Annotated in this window: 20 protein-coding genes; 3 read left to right on the top strand and 17 right to left on the bottom strand. The window is 71.5% G+C overall.

The window, feature by feature from the left end; all coding sequences use genetic code 11:
• Positions 1 to 60 precede the first annotated feature (60 nt).
• From IE94_RS0116390 to IE94_RS0116360, 7 genes are all read right to left on the bottom strand, one after another.
• Positions 61 to 915 (bottom strand): S1 family peptidase, encoded by an 855-nt coding sequence (locus IE94_RS0116390; RefSeq protein WP_030184451.1) that lies wholly within the window; start codon positions 913 to 915, stop codon positions 61 to 63.
• Positions 916 to 1,065: 150 nt separating this feature from the next.
• Positions 1,066 to 2,598, bottom strand: coding sequence for an RNA polymerase sigma factor (locus IE94_RS0116385; RefSeq protein WP_030184449.1), 1,533 nt, complete (start codon positions 2,596 to 2,598; stop codon positions 1,066 to 1,068).
• A gap of 424 nt (positions 2,599 to 3,022) precedes the next feature.
• Positions 3,023 to 3,910, bottom strand: coding sequence for a sporulation transcriptional regulator WhiH (whiH, locus tag IE94_RS0116380; protein ID WP_030184444.1), 888 nt, complete (start codon positions 3,908 to 3,910; stop codon positions 3,023 to 3,025).
• A 164-nt stretch (positions 3,911 to 4,074) separates the two neighbouring features.
• Positions 4,075 to 6,075: an ABC transporter ATP-binding protein gene (locus IE94_RS0116375; protein ID WP_030184441.1), complete on the bottom strand. Its 2,001-nt coding sequence runs from the start codon at positions 6,073 to 6,075 to the stop codon at positions 4,075 to 4,077.
• A gap of 55 nt (positions 6,076 to 6,130) precedes the next feature.
• Positions 6,131 to 6,889 (bottom strand): NUDIX hydrolase, encoded by a 759-nt coding sequence (locus IE94_RS0116370; protein ID WP_030184434.1) that lies wholly within the window; start codon positions 6,887 to 6,889, stop codon positions 6,131 to 6,133.
• Between the two features lie 205 nt (positions 6,890 to 7,094).
• Entirely contained in the window at positions 7,095 to 8,678 is a 1,584-nt protein-coding gene (locus IE94_RS0116365; RefSeq protein WP_030184433.1) for a DUF4192 domain-containing protein, read from the bottom strand.
• A 106-nt stretch (positions 8,679 to 8,784) separates the two neighbouring features.
• Positions 8,785 to 10,944, bottom strand: coding sequence for a RecQ family ATP-dependent DNA helicase (locus IE94_RS0116360; protein WP_030184432.1), 2,160 nt, complete (start codon positions 10,942 to 10,944; stop codon positions 8,785 to 8,787).
• A 288-nt stretch (positions 10,945 to 11,232) separates the two neighbouring features.
• On the opposite strand from IE94_RS0116360, the gene IE94_RS0116355 reads away from it, so the two are divergent.
• Entirely contained in the window at positions 11,233 to 11,847 is a 615-nt protein-coding gene (locus IE94_RS0116355) for a hypothetical protein (RefSeq protein ID WP_030184430.1), read from the top strand.
• 272 nt (positions 11,848 to 12,119) lie between these two features.
• Here IE94_RS0116355 and IE94_RS35705 read toward each other — a convergent pair whose 3' ends face one another.
• The 3 genes from IE94_RS35705 to IE94_RS0116340 all read right to left on the bottom strand — a co-directional run bounded on the left by IE94_RS35705 (position 12,120) and on the right by IE94_RS0116340 (position 14,225).
• Positions 12,120 to 12,752: a hypothetical protein gene (locus IE94_RS35705; RefSeq protein ID WP_037922802.1), complete on the bottom strand. Its 633-nt coding sequence runs from the start codon at positions 12,750 to 12,752 to the stop codon at positions 12,120 to 12,122.
• Positions 12,753 to 12,820: 68 nt separating this feature from the next.
• Positions 12,821 to 13,522, bottom strand: a complete 702-nt coding sequence (locus IE94_RS0116345) for a ribonuclease HII (RefSeq protein ID WP_030184425.1) — start codon at positions 13,520 to 13,522, stop codon at positions 12,821 to 12,823.
• Between the two features lie 82 nt (positions 13,523 to 13,604).
• Entirely contained in the window at positions 13,605 to 14,225 is a 621-nt protein-coding gene (locus tag IE94_RS0116340; RefSeq protein ID WP_030184424.1) for a TetR/AcrR family transcriptional regulator, read from the bottom strand.
• Between the two features lie 187 nt (positions 14,226 to 14,412).
• On the opposite strand from IE94_RS0116340, the gene IE94_RS0116335 reads away from it, so the two are divergent.
• Positions 14,413 to 15,960 (top strand): MFS transporter, encoded by a 1,548-nt coding sequence (locus tag IE94_RS0116335; protein ID WP_030184422.1) that lies wholly within the window; start codon positions 14,413 to 14,415, stop codon positions 15,958 to 15,960.
• 376 nt (positions 15,961 to 16,336) lie between these two features.
• Here IE94_RS0116335 and IE94_RS0116330 read toward each other — a convergent pair whose 3' ends face one another.
• The 3 genes from IE94_RS0116330 to IE94_RS35700 form a co-directional block, all read right to left on the bottom strand.
• Positions 16,337 to 17,242 carry an ADP-ribosylglycohydrolase family protein gene (locus tag IE94_RS0116330; RefSeq protein ID WP_030184419.1) on the bottom strand — a complete coding sequence of 302 codons (906 nt, stop codon included), beginning with the start codon at positions 17,240 to 17,242 and terminating at the stop codon, positions 16,337 to 16,339.
• 12 nt (positions 17,243 to 17,254) lie between these two features.
• Entirely contained in the window at positions 17,255 to 17,914 is a 660-nt protein-coding gene (locus IE94_RS0116325) for a histidine phosphatase family protein (RefSeq protein ID WP_030184418.1), read from the bottom strand.
• A 106-nt stretch (positions 17,915 to 18,020) separates the two neighbouring features.
• Positions 18,021 to 18,635, bottom strand: a complete 615-nt coding sequence (locus tag IE94_RS35700) for a YdbC family protein (protein ID WP_037922799.1) — start codon at positions 18,633 to 18,635, stop codon at positions 18,021 to 18,023.
• 156 nt (positions 18,636 to 18,791) lie between these two features.
• On the opposite strand from IE94_RS35700, the gene IE94_RS0116315 reads away from it, so the two are divergent.
• Positions 18,792 to 19,325 (top strand): TerD family protein, encoded by a 534-nt coding sequence (locus tag IE94_RS0116315; RefSeq protein WP_030184414.1) that lies wholly within the window; start codon positions 18,792 to 18,794, stop codon positions 19,323 to 19,325.
• 77 nt (positions 19,326 to 19,402) lie between these two features.
• On the opposite strand, the gene IE94_RS41850 is transcribed toward IE94_RS0116315, so the two are convergent.
• The 4 genes from IE94_RS41850 to IE94_RS37205 all read right to left on the bottom strand — a co-directional run bounded on the left by IE94_RS41850 (position 19,403) and on the right by IE94_RS37205 (position 21,903).
• A complete protein-coding gene (locus IE94_RS41850) occupies positions 19,403 to 19,678 on the bottom strand; it encodes an alpha/beta fold hydrolase (RefSeq protein WP_245235269.1) in 276 nt (91 codons plus the stop codon).
• Between the two features lie 9 nt (positions 19,679 to 19,687).
• On the bottom strand, positions 19,688 to 20,146 hold the full coding sequence (locus IE94_RS41845; RefSeq protein ID WP_245235268.1) for an alpha/beta fold hydrolase: 459 nt from the start codon (positions 20,144 to 20,146) through the stop codon (positions 19,688 to 19,690).
• Positions 20,147 to 20,526: 380 nt separating this feature from the next.
• Positions 20,527 to 21,276 (bottom strand): hypothetical protein, encoded by a 750-nt coding sequence (locus IE94_RS37210; RefSeq protein ID WP_051777534.1) that lies wholly within the window; start codon positions 21,274 to 21,276, stop codon positions 20,527 to 20,529.
• An 18-nt stretch (positions 21,277 to 21,294) separates the two neighbouring features.
• Positions 21,295 to 21,903 (bottom strand): hypothetical protein, encoded by a 609-nt coding sequence (locus IE94_RS37205; protein ID WP_051777532.1) that lies wholly within the window; start codon positions 21,901 to 21,903, stop codon positions 21,295 to 21,297.
• Between the last annotated feature and the right edge of the window lie 174 nt (positions 21,904 to 22,077).

The raw sequence follows: 22,077 nt of genomic DNA, 5'->3' as shown, positions 1-22,077 counted from the left end.
CCGCCCCCGGATCCCGGAGGCGGCCGCCCGTGCTCGTACCCCGAAGGCTCTCAGCGGCCCTCAGACGCCCCCGCGCTGCCGCGCGGCCGTGCCGTCCCAGCCCAGCGTCCGCAGCACCGAGGAGACACGCGTGTACACCCCGGGACTGCCCGGGCGCCCGCAGCCACTCCCCCAGGACACCAGACCGATGAGCCTCCCCCGGCCGACCAGCGGTCCTCCGCTGTCCCCCTGACAGGCGTCGCGGCCACCGGCCTCCTCCCCGGCACAGAGCATGGTGCTCGGGAGGTACCGTCCGTCGTCGCTCCCCGGATACGCCCGCTCGCAGGACGCGTCGGGAAGCACGCGCACACGGGACGCGTGCAGACCGTTGGCGTAGTCGCCGGCACCTGAGGTGTCCCCCCAGCCGTAGACGAGCGCCCCCGTGTCCGGCGTGTACGCCGGGTCGCCTTCCGCCGCCATCCCTATGACCGAGCCGGCCGGAAGGGCTTCGGAGAGGGTGAGCACCGCGAAGTCGCCGGCGTTGCTGCCGTCGTCGTGCTCCGGATTCACCCACACGGAGCGGACGCGGATCTCCTGGCCCTGGTCCGACAGCAGGTCGGTGCGGCCGGCGATGACCTTCAGGTCGCCCACCTGATCCGGCGGCGACCCGAGCACCTGCTCCCCCAGGCAGTGGGCCGCCGTGAGGACGGTGGTCCGACCGACCGCCACTCCCCCGCAGAACTGTCCCGCCCGCGTACCCCCGAACCGGTCACGACTGGACAGGGCGACGGTCCAGGGACTGTCGGACACTTCGACCGGGAATCCCCCGACGACGACGCTGTCGGCGGCCACGGGGGCCGCCGACCCCAGCGGTATCGCGGTCGCCGCGGCCGCCAGCACCAGCGGCCGGGCCAGTGTCCGGGCAAAGAGACGCATGCGGGCTCCTCACTCCTAGGTGGTCATGAGACACCCAGAGTGATCCAGTACGGCGTGTCGCGCACCCGCTGCTCAGCGCGAAGGCCCGGTTCCGCACGTGGCGGAACCGGGCCTTCGCACTCGTACGACGCTCGTACTGACTACCGCGACTCAGTCGAGGTAGTCGCGCAGCACCTGGGAACGCGACGGGTGCCGCAGCTTCGACATGGTCTTCGACTCGATCTGGCGGATGCGCTCACGCGTGACGCCGTAGACCTTGCCGATCTCGTCGAGGGTCTTCGGCTGACCGTCGGTGAGGCCGAAGCGCATGGAGACGACGCCCGCCTCGCGCTCGGACAGGGTGTCGAGCACGGAGTGCAGCTGCTCCTGCAGGAGGGTGAAGCTGACCGCGTCGGCCGGCACGACCGCCTCGGAGTCCTCGATGAGGTCACCGAACTCGCTGTCGCCGTCCTCGCCGAGCGGGGTGTGCAGCGAGATGGGCTCGCGACCGTACTTCTGGACCTCGATGACCTTCTCCGGGGTCATGTCGAGCTCCTTGGCCAGCTCCTCCGGGGTGGGCTCGCGGCCCAGGTCCTGGAGCATCTGGCGCTGCACGCGCGCGAGCTTGTTGATGACCTCGACCATGTGCACCGGGATACGGATGGTGCGGGCCTGGTCGGCCATCGCGCGGGTGATCGCCTGCCGGATCCACCAGGTGGCGTACGTGGAGAACTTGTAGCCCTTGGTGTAGTCGAACTTCTCCACGGCGCGGATCAGACCGAGGTTGCCCTCCTGGATGAGGTCCAGGAAGAGCATGCCGCGCCCGGTGTAGCGCTTGGCCAGCGAGACCACCAGGCGGAGGTTGGCCTCCAGCAGGTGGTTCTTGGCGCGGCGGCCGTCCTCGGCGATGATCTCCAGTTCGCGCTTGAGCTTGGGCGCGAGCTTGTCGGAGTTCGCCAGCTTGTCCTCGGCGAACAGACCGGCCTCGATGCGCTTGGCGAGTTCGACCTCCTGCTCGGCGTTGAGCAGCGGGACCTTGCCGATCTGCTTGAGGTAGTCCTTGACCGGGTCGGCGGTGGCACCGGCCGCGGCGACCTGCTGGGCCGGAGCGTCGTCCTCGTCCTCGTCGGACAGTACGAAGCCGGCGTTCTCGGTGCCCTCGGGCTCCTCGGCCCCGCCCTTCGGCTCCTCGGTCGCCTCGTCCTCGAGAAGCTCGCCGTCTTCCTTCTTGGCCGTGGTCTTCTTGGCCGCCGTCTTCTTGGCGGTCGTCTTCTTCGCCGTCGCCTTCTTGGCGGTCGTCTTCTTGGCCGCCGCCTTCTTGACGGGCGCCTCTTCCTCGACGGCGGGCTCGGTGGCGGGCGCCGCCGGGGCGGCGGGAGCGGTCGCCTTCCTGCTGGTCACCGTCTTGGCCGCGACCGCCTTGGTGGCGGTGCGCTTGGCGGGACTCTTCGCTGCGACGCTCTTTCGGGTGCGCTTGGGCTCTGCGGCACTGACCATCAGCGTCACACCCTCTTCCTCGAGGATCTGGTTGAGGCTGCGCAGTACGTTCTTCCACTGAGTGGCCGGAATCTGGTCAGCTTCGAAGGCCCGACGCACGTCATCGCCGGCGATCTGCCCCTCAGCCTTTCCCCGCTCAATGAGCGCCATGACAGAGACGGACTCGGCGATCTCCGGCGGGAGCGTACGGGATGTGCTGGCCGACACGAACAACCTCTCGGAACGTTGAAAAACGGCTTCCGGCCCCGTCCACGGCGGACAGGAGCCGACCACCGGCTTGGGAATGGGCCGACGGTGCGGGCGGGCCGGGGAGATGCACAGCGCCGTGAACGGCGTCCGTATTCCTCCGCGGCTGTCACCTCTTAGGTCATCGTGTTGTTCCCAAGAGCGTTACGCCCAATCCGCGTGGCACGAGTCACACCCCGTAAGCGATCAAAACCAGTCAGACATGGATGAATAAGGTCACCAACTGATGCGTCGCGGCCACACCGGGACGAGTCAGCCTCTCATCACACCGTCGGACTCCGCGGAACCATGAGCGGTTCCGCGGAGTCCGACGGTGACGGCGGGGCCGGCCACTGCCACAGGAGGGGTTTGGCGTGCCCGGACCGCGCCGTTGCGGCGGAAGCGGTCAGTGCTCGCGAGGGGCGGGCACCACGCGTTCCACCTCGGGGTGGACGGTCAGAAGTTGGCGCATGGCCACCTCGGCCGCCGCGCCGTCGCCGGTGCCGAGGGCGTCGACGATCCTGCCGTGCTGGGCGATCGACACGTCGTTCGGCCGGTCACAGCCCGTGACCGGACCGCCGGAGACGTGGAGGGCGGCGGACACGATCCCGGAGAGGTGGTCCAGCATCCGGTTGCCCGCGACCTGGATGAGCAGGGTGTGGAACTCGGCATCGGCACGCGAGAAGGTGAGCGCGTCGCCCTGCCCCATGGCGTGGCCCATGAGCCCGACCATGTCGGAGAGCCGCTGCTGGACGTCCTCGCGCCCGTGCCCGGCGGCCAGGCGCGCGGCGAGCGGCTCGATCGTCCAGCGCAGCTCGCTCAGCTCGCGGCGCTGGTCGTCGCGCTGCGGGCCGAAGGCACGCCATTCGATGATGTCCGGATCCAGGAGGTTCCAGTCACTGACGGGGCGCACCCGGGTACCGACATTGGGGCGGGCGCTGACCAGCCCCTTCGCCTCCAGCACACGGAGGGACTCACGCACCACGGTGCGGGAGACCTCGAAACGCTGCCCGATCTCCTCGGGCACCAGCGGGCGGTCGGCACCCAGGTCGCCCGAAACGATCATCTGGCCCAGCTGCTGGACGAGTTGCCCGTGCAGTCCGCGGCCACGGTTGCCCGCGGTGCGCCGGCCCACGCGCCCCAGCTCGGGCTCCACCCCTTCCCAGGAGGGCGCTCCGACGCGGTCGACGCCGGGCGTCTCCGCGTACGGGTAGCGGTCGAGTTCGCCCGGGTTCGCGAGGCCGGAGTCGGCGGAACGGGCGGCGGTCATCATGGTGTGCGCAAGGGTACTCACGCATCCTTTGTCGGCGCTGGCTCCAACTCCCTTGAGGTCTTTGGTGAAAAGCACACGAAAGGGTGATCGCTCACCCCGTCGCAATTGACGCCTTATCGGAAAGAAATGGGCTTTCCCCGGGGAGTTGCGCACACGGTCGGAACGGAAGGGTGCGACAGCCGTCGTCAAACCCTGCTGCGCAAGGTCATGAGCAGATAGGCGCAGAGCAGAGCGGTCAGCGACAACGTCATTGCGCCGCCCACCGGTTGAGCGATCAGCCGCAGCACCTCGACCACATACCGCTCACCGCCGAACGGCCACTGGCTCAGGAGGACTTCCCGCACCCGCATCGGGAACCCGGCGGCCGTCCGCACGGACGGACCGGCCCAGACCTTCTGTACGAGCGGTACGACGAGGACCGGGACGGCGACCACGGCCGCCAGCCCGGCGGTGGTGGACCGGAAGACCCCCGCGGCGAGCACTCCGGACCAGGCGCATCCGACCACGAGTGCGAGCCAACCGGCGCCCAGCGCCGCCCAGTCGGCGGGGGCTCCCGCGAGCTCCGGTCCGTAGAAGAGACGGAGCAATTCGGCGTCGCACCCCACCGTCAGGACGGCCAGCAGCAGTGCGGCCGCCGCGGAGACGAGGAGTTTGGCGGTCAGCAACCCCATGCGGCGGGGGACGGTGCCGCGGTCCGCGGCCAGGGCTGGGTGGCGGAACTCGTCACCGAAGGCGAGGGCGCCGAGCAGCCCCGCGCCGAGTGCGGCGGGCGGCAGCGGGAGCTCTCGCGGCCACGCGGCCAGGAGCCGCGGCTGCGGGGTGTGTCCGACACGGGCCAGGACCAGGGTGGTGACGGCGGACACGAGCAGCACGACCGCACCGGTGACGTACCCGGTGCGGACACCCGCGACGCGGCGGAGTTCGTAGCGCAGCGGACGGAGGGGGCTGGGGGCGGAGCGGACGGAGATGGGGGGCGGGAGCTCGGCGGTCGTCTCCCGGGCCGTCGCCGTGCCGGGGGTGAGGCTGCCGGACGGGCGTGGGGTGCGGGGTGGGGAGGCGTCGGGAGCGCAGGGCCCGGGAGGTCCGGGACGGCTGCCGGGGACGGGGGCTTCGCGGGGGCCAGATGTGCTGCGCAGGACGGTCCCGGGTGCGGGGCCGTCCGGGTCTTCGGCGGCGTCCGCGGCCGCAGCCGCGTCCTGCTCCGTGACGGGCGACGGGCACGGCATGCCGGACGTCTCAGCGTCCAGCGCACGGTCACCGTCCGCCCCCCGTCGCTCCTGCTGCCGGGCGGCCGGGATCGCATCGGCCCCGGGGCCCATGTCACCGACCTCGTCGGCCAGTTGGTGAACGAGGATCCCGTGCCGGAAGGCCGTCTCACCGATGTCGGCGCAGGTACTGCCGTAGACCGCGAGCCGGTTGCCGCCCTCGCGTACCACCTCGACGGAACGGCGTGCCGTGCGTGCCTCCTTGGTCACCAGGGAGGCGAGGCGGGCGGCGTGCGGGCTGCGTACGGCGACGCGGGGTCGCAGCCGGGTGCGGGAGAACTCCGCCGCGTCCTGGTCGGCGACGACTCTGCCCCGCTCCAGGGTGACGACGTGGTCGGCGCTGCGCGCGGCCTCCTTGGGGTCCGCCGTGCTGAACAGCACGGTTCCGCCCTGGGCGGCATGGGCACGCAACGCGCCGTGCAGCCGTCGGGAGTCCTGGGGGGAGAGCGCGCCGGCCGGGTCGTCGAGGACCAGGGTGTGCGGGTCGGGGACCAGCGCGCAGGCCAGTCCGAGGCGTCGGTCCATGCCGCGGGAGAGGGTGCCGAGGCGTTCGTCGCGCAGGTTCTGGAGGCCGACCGACTCCAGGACCTCGTCCGCCCGGCCGACGGGAACGCCGGCCGCCGCGCACAACATGCGGAGGTGGCCGCGCACCGTACGGGCGGGGTGCCCCGGAACGTCCCCCAGCAGCACGCCCACCTCACGTGCGGGGTGGGCGATGCGGTGCAGGGGGCGGCCTCTGAAGTAGGTGAGGCCCCGGCCCTGTTGGAGCTCGAGCATGAGTCTGAGTGCCGTCGTCTTGCCGGCGCCCGATGCTCCGAGCAGCGCGGTGACGCGGCCCGCGCGCGCCTCGAACGAGACGTCGTCGACGGCGGGCGGAAGCTCCTTGCGGGGGTTGCTGGTCAGTCCGAAGGCCTGGATCACCTGTAGCAGAATAGCGTGCGATATCCGGTTTTTCGGGCATCGCGAGGGCCCGGCGTCACACCTCGGGGCGGAGCATCGGGGGGTTCAGGAGGGTCGCGCCGCCCGCCCGGAAGAGCTGGGCGGGACGGCCGCCCTGGCGGGTGGTCGTCCCGCCGGTGGGGACGAGGAAACCCGGGGTGCCCGTCACCTTGCGATGGAAGTTGCGGGGGTCGAGCGCCACGCTCCACACCGCCTCGTAGACACGGCGCAGCTCGCCCACGGTGAATTCGGGCGGGCAGAAGGCGGTGGCCAAGGACGAGTACTCGATCTTGGAGCGGGCTCGCTCCACCCCGTCCGCGAGAATCCGGGCGTGGTCGAAGGCGAGCGGCGCCACCGCCTCGCCCGCATGCCCGTAGCCGCTCTGTTCCAGCAGTTCCTCGACCGGTGCCCAGCGGGCGTTGCTGGCGTCACCGCCCGCTCGCGGCGCGGGCAGGTCGGGAGCGAGCGCGAGGTGGGCGACGCTGACCACCCGCATACGGGGGTCGCGCTCCGGGTCGCCGTAGGTCGCGAGCTGCTCCAGGTGGGCGCCGTTGTCCTGGGTGGGCGCGGCCGGGTCGTGGACGCACAGCCCGGTCTCCTCGGCCAGCTCCCGCGCCGCCGCCTGCGCCAGATCCTCGCCGGCCCGTACGAACCCGCCGGGCAGGGCCCACCTGCCCTGGAACGGGGGCTCACCCCTGCGCACCGCCAGCGCGCACAAGGAGTGACGACGCACGGTCAGCACGACCAGGTCCACGGTGACGGCGAAGGGCGGAAAGGCTGACGGGTCGTAGGGCATGCGGCGATCATAGTCGTCTGCCTGACGATAAACACTCCCTTCGCCGACCGCTTCGGGTACTGATCCACTTCCTTCCGAGCTGCGTCCCACCACCCCTTCCCGCGCGCCGCGCGAGCACGCGTCTCACCAGGTCAGGCCCGCGATGCCGACGTGCCGGCCGAGCCGTGGCACCCGGATACGCCCCCCGGGGCCGCGCCCACCCGTCTCAGGGGCACCCGCCGCCCCCTTGGCCCCCGCGCTCCGCCGTACCCACCTCGTCCGGACGGGTCCCCGCCCTGCCCGTAACCGGCGTCTCCGCGCTGTGCGGGCGGGTCCGGTCCCTCCGTGCGGTCCCGGGCCGCCCGCCTCCGGAAAGGGTTCGGTGACGCACGGTCCCGGTGCCGGACTCGGGGCCAGACACCCTCGCGCGGCGCCGGACGGCACGGGACGACGGGGTGAGGGCCCGGGTGCGGGTACGGGTACGGGTGGGGATGCGACGCCCACCGCCGGGCGGTGCTGCCGCCGGGCGCCGGGCGGGCCCCCTCCGCCCGGACGGACCGCCGTCCGCGTCCTCGTCCTCGTCCTCGGCGGCGCCTCCCGCACTCTCCCCGCCTTCCCCGCCCTCGCGCAGGCAGCGGCGGATCGACTCCGGGTCGAGGCCTTCGTTGCACGCCTGATGCAGGAGCCGGGCGAAGAGGTAGTCGGGATCCGCGCCGAGGGCCATGGCCAGTGCCTCCCGCGCCTCCAGTTCGTCACCGGTGGACCAGGCGACCCAGCCCGCGAGGGTGAGGGGCGCGGCCGCGTGTTCGCCGTACGCTCCCACGCAGCGTCGGGCCAGCGCCCGCCAGAGACGCATCGCGGGGGCCGCCTCGTCGCCCTCCATCCATGCGGCCGCACGGTCGCGTGTCGTCCGGTCCTGGAGTCCCAGGATCAACGCCGCCGCCTCGTCGTGTCCCAGCAGTTGGTCGTCACGCAGGTCCTGGGCCGGCACGCCGGACACGGACGGGGCCTCGGCGAGGCGGCGCATGATCCGCTCCGCCGCCTCCAGTGTCTCCTCGGCCACCTCCGCGCGGCCGTCGGCGTCGAGGATCCGGGAGACCAGCGGCACGGCCGCCGCGTCCAGGGCCGCCGCCTGCTCGACCGCCACCGCGCCCTCCCTGGGCAGCATCCTGGCCCGCAGCTCACCGAGCGAGCCGCGCACCTGGATACCGGCGTAGGTGGCCGCCGCGGCCAGCACCGACGTGCCCGGCAGCCCCATGGGGAGTCCCTCGGCCGGGCAGCAGACCTCTTCGTCGCAGCAGTACGACCAGAAGCGTCCGTCCGAGATGCACAGTGCCTCGACGACGGGAATGTCGAGGGCACCGCACTCGACGCGCAGCTTCTGGGCCAGCGGTCGCAGTCGCCGCATCACGTCCCGGCCGGTCTCGCCCCGCCCCGGTTCCTGGCAGAGGTAGGCGACCATCTGCTCGGGCCGCGCCCCGCGCCGCTCGCTTCCGGTCACCAGGCCGTGGACCAGTTGCACCGCCGCACCCGTCCAGTCCTCCGGGCTCGCCGGGATGCCGAGCCGCGCACGGCCGCCGAACCGGCCCCGCCCGTCCCTGTCGCGCAGGGCGGCCAGGACGATGCTGTCCTCGGGGCGGTAGCCGAGGAGGTACGGCAAGGCGTCGGCGAGTTCGGCCGGGGTGCGCAGGGTGACCTGGTGTTCGTCTCCGGGGCCCTCGTGCGGGGCGCCGTGCGCCGGACTCGGCTGCGGGGCCTGCGAGATGTCACCGTTCTCGGAGGGTCCGGTCGTTTCGCTGTGGTTCGTCATGACCCGACGATCTCGCGAATCGCGAAGCTCCGCTTTGCCCTGTGGATAACTGTCGACAGGAGCACGTCACCTTGGGCGATCCGGACCGACTCCGAGGGCCGGAGCCTTATCCGGCGAGAGCAAGGACGAGCGGGAGCACCTCACCGGCCCCGGACTGACGCAGCAGACGTGCGCCCACGGCCAGGGTCCAGCCGGAGTCGCTGTAGTCGTCGACGAGCAGGACCGGGCCGGGGGTACCGGCCAGGGCCGCGGCGAGTTCGCCGGGCACCGTGAACGACTCGGCCAGGGCGCGCAGCCGCTGCGCGGAGTTGCTGCGGTGGGCGGCGTACTCGTCGGCGTGCGGGGTGTGGGCGAGGCTGCCCAGCAGCGGGAGCCTGCCGACCCGCGCCACTCCCTCGGCCAGCGAGGCGACCAGGTGGGGGCGGGTGCGGGAGGGCATGGCGACGACGCCCACGGGCCGCGCCACCGCGTCGGGAGACCCGGACGCCCAGCCGCCGGGCGAGCGGGCCCAGTCGGCCAGCACCGTCACGACGGCGCGCAGCACGTCGTCCGGGACCGGACCGTCCGCCGCCTGCGCCGACAGGAGCGGCCGCAGGCGGTTGCCCCAGCCAATGTCCGAGAGTCTCCCGAGCGCCCGCCCGGTGAGGGCCTGCTGACCGGCGGGAATGCGCCCTTTGAGATCCATCCCCACCGCGGCGAGCCCCGTCGGCCACATCTTGCGCGGCTCGACCTCCACACCCGGACGGTCCAGCTCGCCCTTCGCCGCCGCGAGGGCTGGGGATGGGACGGCCGGGTCGAGCCAGGGTCCGGCGCAGGTGTCGCAGCGACCGCAGGGGGCCGCCTTCTCGTCGTCGAGCTGCCGCTGCAGGAACTCCATCCGGCACCCGGTGGTCGCCACGTAGTCCCGCATGGCCTGCTGCTCCGCCTGCCGCTGCCGGGCCACCCACGCGTACCGCTCCGCGTCGTAGGTCCATGCCTGGCCCGTGGCGGTCCAGCCGCCCTTCACCCGCTTGACCGCGCCGTCCACGTCCAGGACCTTGAGCATCGTCTCCAGTCGTGAACGGCGGAGGTCCACCAGCGGCTCGAGGGCCGGCAGCGACATCGGCCGTCCCGCCTCCTCCAGCACCGCCAGCGTGCGCCGGACCTGGTCCTCCGGCGGGAAGCCCACCGAGGCGAAGTACGCCCAGATCGCCTCGTCCTCCCGACCCGGCAGCAACAGGACGTCCGCGTGGTCCACACCTCGCCCGGCACGCCCGACCTGCTGGTAGTACGCGATGGGGGACGAGGGCGACCCCAGATGCACGACGAAGCCCAGGTCGGGCTTGTCGAAGCCCATCCCCAGCGCGGACGTCGCCACGAGCGCCTTGACCCGGTTCGCCAGCAGGTCCTCCTCCGCCTGCAACCGGTCGGCGTTCTCCGTCTTGCCCGTGTAGGAGGCCACTGGGTATCCGCGCTGGCGCAGGAACGCCGCGACCTCCTCCGCCGCCGCCACCGTCAGCGTGTAGATGATCCCGGAACCGGGCAGATCTCCCAGCCGCTCCCCCAGCCACGCCAACCGGTGCGCGGCGTCCGGGAGCTCGAGGACACCCAGCCGCAGGCTCTCCCGGTCCAGCGGCCCCCGCAGCACCAGGGCGTCCCCGCCCCCCGTGCCCAACTGCTCGGCCACGTCGGCGGTGACCCGCGCGTTGGCTGTCGCGGTGGTGGCCAGCACCGGCACCCCGGCCGGCAGCTCGGCCAGCATCGTGCGCAGTCTGCGGTAGTCGGGGCGGAAGTCGTGGCCCCAGTCGGAGATGCAGTGCGCCTCGTCGACCACGAGCAGACCGGTGGTGGAGGCGAGCTTCGGCAGCACCTGATCGCGGAAGTCCACGGAATTGAGGCGCTCCGGGCTCACCAGGAGGACGTCGGTCTCACCCCGCTCGACCTCGCCGTAGATCGCTTCCCAGTCCTCCGGGTTCGCCGAGTTGATCGTGCGTGCCCGGATGCCCGCCCGCGCGGCCGACTCGACCTGGTTGCGCATCAGCGCCAGCAGCGGCGAGATGATCACCGTGGGTCCCGCGCCACGCCGTCGCAGCAGGGCGGTGGCGACGAAGTACACGGCCGACTTGCCCCAGCCGGTGCGCTGCACCACCAGAGCGCGCCGGTGCTCCTCCACCAGGGCCGCCACCGCCTGCCACTGATCCTCCCGCAGCCGTGCCGAGCCCGCGCGATCGCCGACGAGCTCGGCGAGGACGGCGTCGGCTTCGGTACGGAGTTCCACGTGGTCCATGCCCCCATGCAACCCGATGGCACTGACAATCGGCGAATCCGGAACGGACCGTGGCGCGTGACGTGCCCCATGCGTCGCCCGGTGACACGGCGGGTAGGGATATAGAGCGCACATCGGCCGATATGGGTCCTCGGTCTCAATTGCTCGTTGCCGCATTCCAGTTCGACAGGAAGAATTGAGGTCCGCTCCCCGCACGACCCCTCCGTGCCCCGGCAGGGCTTCGCTGCGGTGCGCGCTCCCCGAATCCGACCCTGCCCGCAGTGTGGGCGCGTAGCCGAAGGGAGGAACGTGACCTTCGGATTCGCTCCGTCCTCGGCGGCCTCGCTTTCGTCGTCCGCCGTTTCCGCCACTCGCATGCTCGAACCGGCGGAGTGGGCCGCCGCCGGGATCCCACTGCTGCGCAATCCTCGCGAGGTCGTCACCGGACTGCACTCGCGGCACCGTCCCGAACCGGCGACGGCGGTCGTGGCCGTACTCGACCCGGACGAACGACTGCGCGCCAGCGCCTCCTTCACCAGCCGTCGCTCACCCGCCGACGGCTGGATGTTCCGCAACGCGCTGCTCTCCCAGCTGCGCCGGGTCATCCCGCACGATCTGCGGCGCCGCACCCCGGTGCGCACCGCCGTGCTGCTCTACTGCCGTGAGGGCGACGCCCGTTGGACGCAGGAGGACGGCGCCTGGATGTGGGGGCTGCGGGACGCCTGCACCCTGCACGGTCTGCGCTGCGGCGCGTACATCACGCTGACCCGGGACGGCTGGCAGGTGCTCGGTGAGGGCCGCGGCGGGCGTCGGCCCAACGCGGCGTCGGTGCCGGAGCCCTTCGCCACGGCGGAGGCGCCGCCTCCGCCGCCACGCACCGGCGGGGTCGCCTCGGACGTACTGCGCCGCGCCGCGGCCCGCTGAGCGCGCGGAAGACCGGCCCGGGGCGGCGACGGCGGGCCCGCCGAGCGGTGACCCGGCTCGTACACGACCCGAGTGGTGACCTCGCCCCCCGGGACCCGGCCGCCCGTGACCCGGTCGGCATGCGCCCGTCGACCCGGCCTGCCGGGCCCGATCCGCTACGGCGTCGGACATTGTCGGCGTACCCGGGGCACGCCGACAGCGCCTCTGTGCGGGGGCGCCGGAACAGGAGCCCCGGGGTCACACCGGCGTCCGCCGCACTCGGCGGACGGGACTCAGACGACCGCGCCCAGCACCGAGTTGATCCGCTGCGGGTCCCCGCAGACGATCAGCAGGGCGCCGGCCCGCGAGCGGGCCACGGTCAGAGCGGTGGCCTCGGCTGCCTCGGGGCCGCCGTTGAGCGCGACCACGACCACGGCCCGTGACGCGGCACGGTCCGCGACGGCGGCGTCGGCGTAGAAGACGTCGTCGCCCGCGTCGTGCTGCGCCCAGTAGGCGGCATCGCCGAAGGACAGTTCGTGGGCCGCCCACGGGTGCGGTTCGCCGGTGGTGATCACCAGTACGTCACCCGGGGTGCGACCCGAGTCCAGCAGCAGGTCCACGGCCTCTTCGGCGGCGTCGAGCGCACCGTCCGGCGTGGCCGGGATCAACTGGATCTGCGGGGCGGCCGAGGCGGCTGCCGGAGTGGCCGGACCGGAGGGTCCGGGTTTGGCCGCGGCCGTGTCGCGCGACGCGCGTTGCGCCGGCGGCGCCGGCCGCACCGGGCCGGGACGGCCGGGGCGCGGCGGAGCCGCGGGACGGGGGCCGGGTACGGGGCGGGGGGTCGGCGCGGTGCGGCTGCTGGCCGGAGTGGCGCGGGGACCCTGGGCCTTCTCGTGAATCTGAGGCTCCTCGGGAATGAGAGGCATGAGCTGATGTTTATCAAACGTTGGTGCGGCTCGCGTCGGCGGGTGGCACCTGCCTGCGAGCGGAACCGTCAGAAATCGAATCCGAGCTGACCCTCGATCTCCGGAACGCTTCCGTCCACCCAACTGCGGACCTTCTTGAGGTGCCGCCACTGGGGCAACGCATCAAGATACGCCCACGACAACCGGTGGTGCGGGGTGGGGCCCCGCTCCGCCAGTGCGGCCTTGTGCACGGGCGACGGATACCCGGCGTTGTCCGCAAAACCGAAGTCTGCATGGTCGACACCCAGTTCGGCCATCATTTTGTCGCGCTGGACCTTGGCGAGCACCGAGGCCGCCGCGACGGCGACGCAGGACTGGTCGCCCTTGATCACCGTACGGACCCGCCAAGGGGCGCCGAGGTAGTCGTGCTTGCCGTCGAGGATGACCGCGTCGGGGCGGATCGGCAGGGTCTCCAGCGCACGCACCGCCGCCAGGCGCAGCGCGGCGGTCATGCCCAGCGCGTCGATCTCCTCCGGAGAGGCGTGCCCCAGGGCGTAGGACGTGACCCAGGTCCGCAACTCCACGGCCAGTTCGGTGCGTCGCTTGATGGTGAGCAGCTTGGAGTCGGTCAGACCGACCGGGGGTCGGCGCAGTCCGGTGATCGCCGCACAGACGGTGACCGGCCCGGCCCACGCGCCGCGCCCCACCTCGTCGACACCGGCAATGACCTTCGCTCCGGTCGTGGCGCGAAGAGAGCGCTCGACGGTGTGAGTAGGTGGTTCGTACGGCATGGCGCCCCTAGCCTACGCCGCCGCCGATCCCCGGCGACACCCCCGGTCGCCCTCACGGGACCGCCCTCCTCGCCGGCCGGGATCAGGGGCCGTCGGGCCGCAGCAGCGGGACCATCAACTGGTCGATCATTTCCTCGAGCTCGAGGTCCGTCCATTCACTTGCACAAATTTTTGAGCGATACATCATCATCGCCGGGATGGCGTCGAAGACATAGCCGTTGGCCGCGTCCTGCCGGACCTCTCCCCGCTCCATTCCACGCTTGATGACCTCACACAGCATCTCGAGGGTCGGTTCGACCACGCCCTTGATGATCACGGCATGGAAGCGCTCGGCCTGCATGGAGTCGCATTCGTGAATGACGGATCGCAGAGCGGATCCGGAACGGCTGAACATCGCGTCGCGTGCCCTGCGGCACAGTTCCAGCAGATCCTCGCGCACGCTTCCGAGATCGGGGACCGTGTCGAAGTCGGGCAGCCCGGACCGCAGCGCGTCGGCGACGAGGTCTTCCTTGGACGGCCAGCGCCGGTAGACGGCAGCCTTGCCGGTCTGCGCGCCCGCGGCCACTCCCTCCATCGTCAGGCCGTTCCAGCCGACGGTGCCGAGTTGATCCAGTGCGGCCTCGAGGATCGCGCGCTCCAGGACCGCGCCTCGCCGGCGGGAGGGCGTCTGGGCGGAGGCGGCCGCCCAGTGCGAAGCAACCATGTCGGAGGTCTCCAGAAAGCGGTGAAAACGGGTATTCGGGGATAAGGCACGCGCCGCGCAGCCACGACGGGGGACCGGACGCGCGACGACACGGAAAGTGAACGGTTGCGTCTACTGTCTCTGGGTCACTAACGTTGAGGCAACAGTGAACGCAAGCGTTCACTAAGTCATTCGTGGGGGACACATAGTGACAACCTCTTCTCTGCTCAAAAACCAGAAGCCGGGAGCAGCCCGCCGGGAGGGGCATCCCGGCATCGCACTCGCCGTCATCGCGGCCTGTCAACTCATGGTCGTACTCGACGCGACGATTGTGAACATCGCGCTCCCGCACATCCAGAACGCGCTCGACTTCAGCACCACCGATCTCACCTGGGTCGTCAGCGCCTACACGCTCACCTTCGGCGGTCTGCTGCTGCTCGGCGGCCGGGCCGGTGACATCCTCGGCAGGCGCCGCGTCTTCATGACCGGCATCCTGCTCTTCACCTTCGCCTCCCTGCTCGGCGGCTTCGCCCAGGAACCCTGGCAGCTCCTCGCGGCGCGCGTCCTGCAGGGCATGGGTGGCGCAATAGCCTCGCCCACGTCGCTGGCGCTCATCACCACCACCTTCCCGGAGGGGCCGGAGCGCAACCGGGCCTTCGGGGTCTTCGCCGCCGTCTCCGCGGGTGGCGGCGCCATCGGCCTGCTGGCGGGCGGCATGCTCACCGAATGGCTCGACTGGCGCTGGGTGCTCTTCGTCAACGTGCCGATCGGTGTGCTGATCGCCGTGCTGACGCCGCTCTACATCAGCGAGTCCGAACGGCACTCCGGCCGCTTCGACATCGCCGGGGCGGTCACCTCGACGGCGGGTATGGCCTCCCTCGTCTACGGCTTCATCCGGGCCGCCGACGAGGGCTGGCGGGACAACCTGACCATCGGCTCCTTCGCGGCCGCCGCGGTCCTGCTGCTGGCCTTCGTCCTCATCGAGCAGCGGGCCAGGGAACCGATCACCCCGCTGAAGATGTTCGCCGACCGCAACCGCTCCGGCACGTACGTGATCATGCTCAGTCTGGCCGCGGCGATGTTCGGCATGTTCTTCTACATCGTGCTGTTCGTGCAGAACGTGCTCGGCTACACACCCATCCAGGCCGGTCTGGCCTTCCTGCCCGTCACGGTCGTGATCGCACTGGGTGCGGGTCTGTCGCAGCGCTTCCTGCCGGTCTTCGGCCCCAAGCCGTTCATGGTCGTCGGTTCGGCGCTCGCCGCGCTCGGGCTCGGCTGGCAGGCCCTCATCAGCTCCGACAGCTCGTATGTCGGCGGGATCCTCGGACCGATGCTGATCTTCGGCTTCGGCATGGGGCTGAACTTCGTGACGCTGACGCTGACCGCGGTCTCCGGGGTCGCCCAGCACGAGGCGGGCGCGGCGTCCGGCCTGCTCAACGCGATGCAGCAGGTGGGCGGATCGATCGGCCTCGCCATCCTGACGACAGTCTTCGGCACGGCCAGCAAGGACGAGGCGGAGAAGCAGGTGCCCAACTTCCTCACCAACGGTTCGCCGGAGCAGAAGGCCGAGTTCGCCCGGACCCACCAGCTGCCTGCCCCCTGGTCGCACGACGTGCTGGCACAGGGCATCTCGGCCGCCTTCATCCCTGCCGCCGCCATGGCCGTACTCGCCCTGGCCACGGCATGGCTGGTCATCCGGGTGCGCAAGAGCGACCTGGAAGCCCTGGCCGGCACGGCCGGGCCGGGGATGGGCTGACCTCGCGGGACCTCGGGCCGGGCGGGGCCCACCGGTGGGCGTCCCGAACGCCCGCCGGGGCCCGCCCCGCCCGCTCGCGGTCCCCCGAGCACACGCCCCTTCGAACGGGAGGGCGGACAGCACGAAGAAGAGCGCGACGGACAACAGCGCTACGAACACCGACGTGCCTCCCCCACCCGCTCATGACCTTCCGGGCCGGCGTGGGGCCCAGACCCCACGCAGCGACTGTCATGACAACGCGCAAGCGGTCACGCAGAGTTCCCATCCCATACGGAGAGTTTCCACAAGGATCCCGTCCTGGGCCGCCCGGACCAGGCCCCAGGCACAGGCCAGGCCCAGGCAGGCCCAGGCCCAGGCCCAGGCCAGGGCCAGGGCATCAGGACGACGCAGCCATCCAGGCGGGCAGCGCCTCGACCCGCTCCGCCCACTCGGCCGGGGGCGCGCCCGCCTTCCCGGCGGCGATCACTCCGCCCACGATGGCGCAGGTCGTGTCCACGTCGCCGCCGGCCTGGGCGGTCGTCCAGAAAGCGGTCTCGTACTCGCCGAGGGCGCGGGCCGCGGACCAGAGGGCGAAGGGGACCGTGTCATGCGCGGTCGTACGTCGGCCACAGCCCAGGACCGCCGCCACGGTGGTCGCGTCGCCGTAGTCGAGCATGTCCCGGGCGCGTCGCAGTCCGGCGCCCACCGCGCTCTTCGGCACCAGCGCGACCACACCGTCGAGGAGGGCGTGCGCGGAGGGCGGGCCGGCCGGATCGGCGGCCAGCGCCGCGGCGGCCGCGACGGCCATGGCGCCGACCACGGCCTCACGGTGCTGGTGCGTCGGGTAGGCGGAGATCTCCGCCTGGTGGGTCGCCTGTTCCGGGTCGTCCGCGTACCAGGCGCCGAGCGGCGCGATGCGCATGGCGGCGCCGTTGCCCCAGGAGCCCTGCCCGTTGAACAGCGCCGCGGCGAGCTCGCGCCAGTCGCCGCCTTCCCGGACCAGCCGGAGCAGCCGGTTGACCGCGGGACCGTATCCCCGGTCGAAGTCGTGGTGCTGGGCGAAGGAGAGGGCCAGCGCGTCCTGGTCGATGCGGTGGTGGGCGGCCAGGACGGAGACCACGGAACACGCCATCTCCGTGTCGTCCGTCCATTGCCAGGTGCCGGGCGGCAGCTCGCGGCGCCCCAGCAGCGGATAGTTCGCGGGAACGAAGAACTGTGAGCCCAGCGCGTCCCCCACCGACAGTCCGCGCAGGCTGGCCAGGGCCCGGTCCAGGCGCCCGTCAGGAGAAGAATGAGCGGTCATCGCCCTGCCACTCTATCCGGTGATCCCGTACGGTTCCGGATCTCGCCAGCGTTCGAAGGGCCGGTCAAGGGTGTACCTGCCGTCCTCACCGAGAACGAGCATCCGCATCTCGGCGTTCCCGGGATTGGACAGCGACTCGAACTCCGCGACCGTCCAGTGGAACCACCTCATGCAGAACAGCCGCATGGCGAGACCGTGCGTCACCAGCAGCACGTTCGGCGGATGGTCGGGGTCCTCGAAGCTGCGGAACAGGCTCTCCAGGAAGCCGCCGACCCGGTCGTACACGTCGGCGCCGGACTCGCCCTGGGCGAAGCGGTAGAAGAAGTGCCCGTAGGCGTCGCGGTAGGCCTTCTGCAGGCGCACGTCGTCGCGGTCCTGCCAGTTGCCCCAGTCCTGCTCGCGCAGCCGCGGCTCCTCACGTATCCGTATGAGGTCCGGGTCGAGGTGGAAGGCACGGAGGGTCTCATGGGTGCGGCGGTACGGGGAGACGTACACGCTGATCCGCTCGCGGCCGAACACCTCGCGCAGCCCCTTGCCGGTCTCCTCGGCCTGCTCCCGGCCCCGGTCGGTGAGGGCGAGCGCGTGGTCGGGTTCGCGCTCGTGCACGGTGTCATCGACGTTGCCGATCGACTCGCCGTGCCGGACAAGAACGATGCGCCGTGGTCGTGCCATGCCAGAACCCTAGATCGAGACGGGCGGAAGCAGGCACTCGTACGGGCCCCGTACGGCGTACATCACACAGATTCCGCACCCGGGCGAGGCGGGACGGGTCCGGATCTCAGACGGTCCAGGAGGGTTCCAGTTGCACGATGTCGCCCGTCAGCGCCGCGATGTCGGCCTCCGTCTGGGCGCGCAGGGCGAGCCGCTCCACCCGCTCGGTCCGGTACTTCCCGTATTCGGCGGCCGAGAGCCACATGGACAGGACGAGGTACTCGTTGTACCCGCTCCCCGGGGCCTCGCCGAACAGGCCGCGGATCATGCCGGGCGAGCCGGCCATCGCCGGGTTCCAGACCTTCTCCTGCATGAGGACGTAGTGCTCGGCCCGTTCCTCGGGGACCCGGCACAGCGCCACCCGCAGCAGGTCCGCGTCGGTGAAGCGCGGCTCGAAACCGGTCTTCACGTCGAACCGGTAGTCGAAGAGCCTGACCTGGGCGTCCTTGAAGGTCCCCACCTGCGCCGAGGCCAGCCTGTCGTGGGAGCGGGCCATGAAGGAGTCGTAGAAGGCACGGCTCTCCCAGAAGGCGAAGACGTGCGCCACGTCAGGCCGCCCCCGGCTCCAGCCACCCCCCTGCCCCCGAAAACCCGGCTCCCCCGGAAGCCCCGCCCACTTCCGCTGCGCCCGCTCGAAACCGCGGCGGTCCACCACGGTGCAGCGAATCCACTTGACCAGCACCGCGCCATGGTAAGGCCAGGAACCCGGCACCGGACGCTCTCCGGCGGACCGCTTGCCCGCGCGCTGCTCCCGGTGCGTGGCAGGATGGACAACCGGCCGTCACCGTCCGGCAGTTCAGGGGGCCGGGCAGGGCGGGGACCTGGGAAGGGGAAGTCTGTGAACGGCCTCAGCAAGGGCATGCGCAAGGTCGAGGTCGCGCTGCGGTGGGACCCGAGTCCGGCGGGACAGCCACCCGCCGACCTGGATCTCGTCGCCGGAACCTATACGGCGGACGATCCGTACGGCGTCCCGGCCTACGTGGTGCACTTCGACAGTCGCTCGCCGGACGGCACGATCTATCTCAACCGGGACAGCAAGGACGGCAAGGGCTTCGGTTTCGACGAGGTCATGACGCTGGAGCTGGAGCGGCTGGACGTCCGGTACGCGCGCGTGGTGGTCGGCGTCGCCATACAGCAGCCCACCGAGGACCGGACCTTCGCCCACGTGGCCCATCCGGGCCTGCGTATCCGCGAGGGCTACACGGACCTGGCCGCGGAGGACTTCGGGGGCGTCCCGGGTGCCACCGCGGCGACGGTCGCGGAGTTCGTCCGGGACGAGGCGGGGGCGTGGGAGTTCCGGGCCGGCGTGCACGGCTTCGACGGGGACCCCGCGACGTTCACCCGGGTGATGGGCGCGGCACGCCGACCCTGACGGCGCATGACATGGGTAAGGGGCGCCCGCCATTGCGGACGCCCCTTACTCATGCGCTCACGCGCTCATGCGGGCCCTCAACCGCTCTGGTTCCCTCGCGCCGCCTGCCCGGCCCCGGCCGCGGGTCCGAGCGCGAGCATCGCCTCTGCGACCTCGCCGACCGCCGCGGCGGGGATCGCGGTGGCGGCCTCCTCCAGGACGAGCAGCCGCGCCCGGGGAATCTCGCGCGCGATCGCCTCACCGTTGCCGACGGGGAAGAACCGGTCGTGGCGACCGTGGACGACGAGGGTGGGGATCTCGATCTCCGGCAGGCGCTCACGCCAACGGGGTGCGCAGTCGAGCCGGGAGAACACCGTGCCCAGCTAGTTGGCCATCTGGACCGGGGCCGCCGTGCCGGGTGTGCGGTCCCAGACACGCGTGGCGACAGCGCGGGCGGCCACGGGGTCGTCGCCCAGGACCTCCGCACCGGCGGCGGCGAACTCTGCCACCGCCTCGCGGTCGGTCCAGTCGGGCATGGGCTGCGCGAACAACCGTCTCATCGTCTCCGGGTCGTGATCGGGGAGGTCGTCGTCGGGCGGACCGGGCGCGACCGCACGGGTGCCGACCAGGGTGAGCGCCGAGAAGGCGCCGGGGTGCTCCAGCGCGGCCACCTGGGCGACCATCCCTCCGACGCCGATCCCGGCGAGGTGCGCCGGCGCGGCGCCGAACGCGCCCGGAAGAGCCGCCGCGTCGGCGGCGAGGTCGCGCAGGGTGTAGGCGGGCGCCCCCCGGGTCGACCGTGGTCGACTCCCCGCTGTCGCGCAGGTCGTAGCGCACGACATGGCGCCCGGCGGCGGCGAGCCGCTCGCAGAGCGCGTCGGGCCACGAGAGCATCGTGGTCCCGCCGGCGAGCAGGACGAGGGGCGCGTCCCGGTCACCGAACCACTCGACGCCCATGGCGATCTCATTGACGCTGACGGTTGTCATCGGGGCCCCGGAAGGTGTCGTGGTCGGATGGGTCACAAGGGCGGACTCCATCCGGCGCCCGAAATCATCGCTCACGCGCACACCGTGTGCGCAGGTGGGCGCGGGCGGATCGCGGACACACGCCGGAGGGGGACCGGCCGGTGGCCGGTCCCCCTGTGAAACCGCGGGTCAAGCCTTGGATACTGGTGGAGAGCACTTATTCCTGACGTGTTGTATTCCTCGCCTCAGCCGCTCTTCATGCTCGACGTCGAGGACCTGGCCAGGGATAGCCCAGCTGATCGGCAAACTCCTTCGAACCGCCGCAAACCTCGGCCACCTCGCGGGGGTCTTCGGCCGTGAGACGAGCCTCAAGGCGCTCTGCTTGGTCGCCCGGGTCGTCTCCGGAGACCGGAAGGGTCATCCTGAACTGAAGCCAGGGACGGTCTTCTCTGATCGCGGAGCGGCCGGGATGGAACAGGAAGACGCTGATCTGGTCAGGTTCCCAGTGCCAAGCTGAGACGGCTCCCAGTTCGCATTCCCAGGTCGTCAGCCAGCCGACACGCTCCCGGAGCCGTTCTTCAAGAAGCCGGGCGACTGTTCGGGCCGGCCACTCCCAGCTGCGGTCGGTCGAGGCCCGGCGGACCTCGGCGTCGTACTGATTGACGTCGAATCGAAGCTCTGGGAGGTCGACATCGTCTTCATCCGGGTTGCGCCAGCCGCTCCAGACCACGTGCTGCCCTTCGCGCCTGATGGTCACGTAGACAGCGCCGCAGCATCCTTCCGTGCACTCGGCCTCGGCAAGCCGAACCTCGCGGGGCGTGTCTGTCGCGTGAAGCGGCGCATGCTGCCCCAACAGATACCGAGGGTCATCTGCCGGCCCCTCGTCGAACACGTCGGCCAGGATGTCTCGTCCGTTGATGATCGGTCGGCATTCCACGGCGCCGTGTCGGCTTCCCAGCGGTGGCACGACGATGCGGAGGGACAGCAGATGCGGTTCTGTGGTCATTGGCTGATGGTCTCGGAGTCAGTGGCAGTTGTCCTGCGTGTTTCTGCTTGAAGTGAGACGGGGGACTCCGTCCTGGACATCCTTGCCTGAATGCCTCTGCATGTCGTGGGCGCGGGCGGCGAGGTAGTCGGCCCAGGAGGTCTTGGCGAACCCTGCCCAGCGAAATGCGGCGTTGGGGTGGAGGCCGAGGATGCTCGCGAGGACTGGTGCGGGCAGGTCACCGGCGAGCGCGACCAGGGCCGCGTTCCGGGCCGGTCTGGTGTCGATGCCGTGGGGCAGGAGTTTTGAGCTGAGGCCGGTCTGAGAGGTGGGGCGGCCGGGGACCAGACCGGGGAAGAGCCATGGCTCGCCGCGGTTGGTGCGGGTGAGGGCGGCCCGGGTGTGGGGTGCTTCGGCCAGCTGATGGAGGAGTCTGGCGAGCCGGGGCGGCAGCAGGATCGGGTGCCGGTCGACGGTGAGGTAGCTGTTGCCATCGCGGTGAACGAGTTGGGTCGCGGTCAGGTGCCGGACGTGGGACGCGTGCAGGCCGAAGAGCAGGATCAGTGCGCCGGCGGCCCGGGTGTCCAGAGCCATCGTGCAGTCGGTCAGGCACCGTTTCAGCAGGTGCCAGCGGCCGTCTTCGTCCATCAGCTGGCTGGGCTGCTGACGCGGAATGGAAGGGACAGTGAGCTTGCCAGTGAGGCCGCGGCCGGTGGTCCAGGACAGGAAGTAGCGAATTGCGTAGGTGCGGGTGTTGCCCGCGTTCAGCCAGCGGTCGAGGCCGTCTTGCCGAAGTCCGCCCAGGTCGAGGCCGTGCTCGTC

It is taken from the genome of Streptomyces violaceorubidus (assembly GCF_000717995.1).
Classification (GTDB): domain Bacteria; phylum Actinomycetota; class Actinomycetes; order Streptomycetales; family Streptomycetaceae; genus Streptomyces; species Streptomyces violaceorubidus.
This window is presented reverse-complemented; position numbering and strand designations above follow the sequence as displayed.

Excerpts from the sequence above, each read along its gene's own strand:
- IE94_RS0116390 (WP_030184451.1), bottom strand. The coding sequence starts at position 915 with ATGCGTCTCTTTGCCCGGACACTGGCCCGGCCGCTGGTGCTGGCGGCC.
- IE94_RS0116365 (WP_030184433.1), bottom strand. The coding sequence starts at position 8,678 with ATGACGAACCACAGCGAAACGACCGGACCCTCCGAGAACGGTGACATC.
- IE94_RS0116325 (WP_030184418.1), bottom strand. The coding sequence starts at position 17,914 with ATGGCACGACCACGGCGCATCGTTCTTGTCCGGCACGGCGAGTCGATC.
- IE94_RS37205 (WP_051777532.1), bottom strand. The coding sequence starts at position 21,903 with ATGGACGAAGACGGCCGCTGGCACCTGCTGAAACGGTGCCTGACCGAC.
- IE94_RS35705 (WP_037922802.1), bottom strand. The coding sequence starts at position 12,752 with ATGCCTCTCATTCCCGAGGAGCCTCAGATTCACGAGAAGGCCCAGGGT.
- IE94_RS0116360 (WP_030184432.1), bottom strand. The coding sequence starts at position 10,944 with ATGGACCACGTGGAACTCCGTACCGAAGCCGACGCCGTCCTCGCCGAG.
- IE94_RS0116330 (WP_030184419.1), bottom strand. The coding sequence starts at position 17,242 with ATGACCGCTCATTCTTCTCCTGACGGGCGCCTGGACCGGGCCCTGGCC.
- IE94_RS0116370 (WP_030184434.1), bottom strand. The coding sequence starts at position 6,889 with ATGCCCTACGACCCGTCAGCCTTTCCGCCCTTCGCCGTCACCGTGGAC.
- IE94_RS0116345 (WP_030184425.1), bottom strand. The coding sequence starts at position 13,522 with ATGCCGTACGAACCACCTACTCACACCGTCGAGCGCTCTCTTCGCGCC.
- IE94_RS37210 (WP_051777534.1), bottom strand. The coding sequence starts at position 21,276 with ATGACCACAGAACCGCATCTGCTGTCCCTCCGCATCGTCGTGCCACCG.
- IE94_RS0116340 (WP_030184424.1), bottom strand. The coding sequence starts at position 14,225 with ATGGTTGCTTCGCACTGGGCGGCCGCCTCCGCCCAGACGCCCTCCCGC.
- IE94_RS41845 (WP_245235268.1), bottom strand. The coding sequence starts at position 20,146 with ATGTCGTGCGCTACGACCTGCGCGACAGCGGGGAGTCGACCACGGTCG.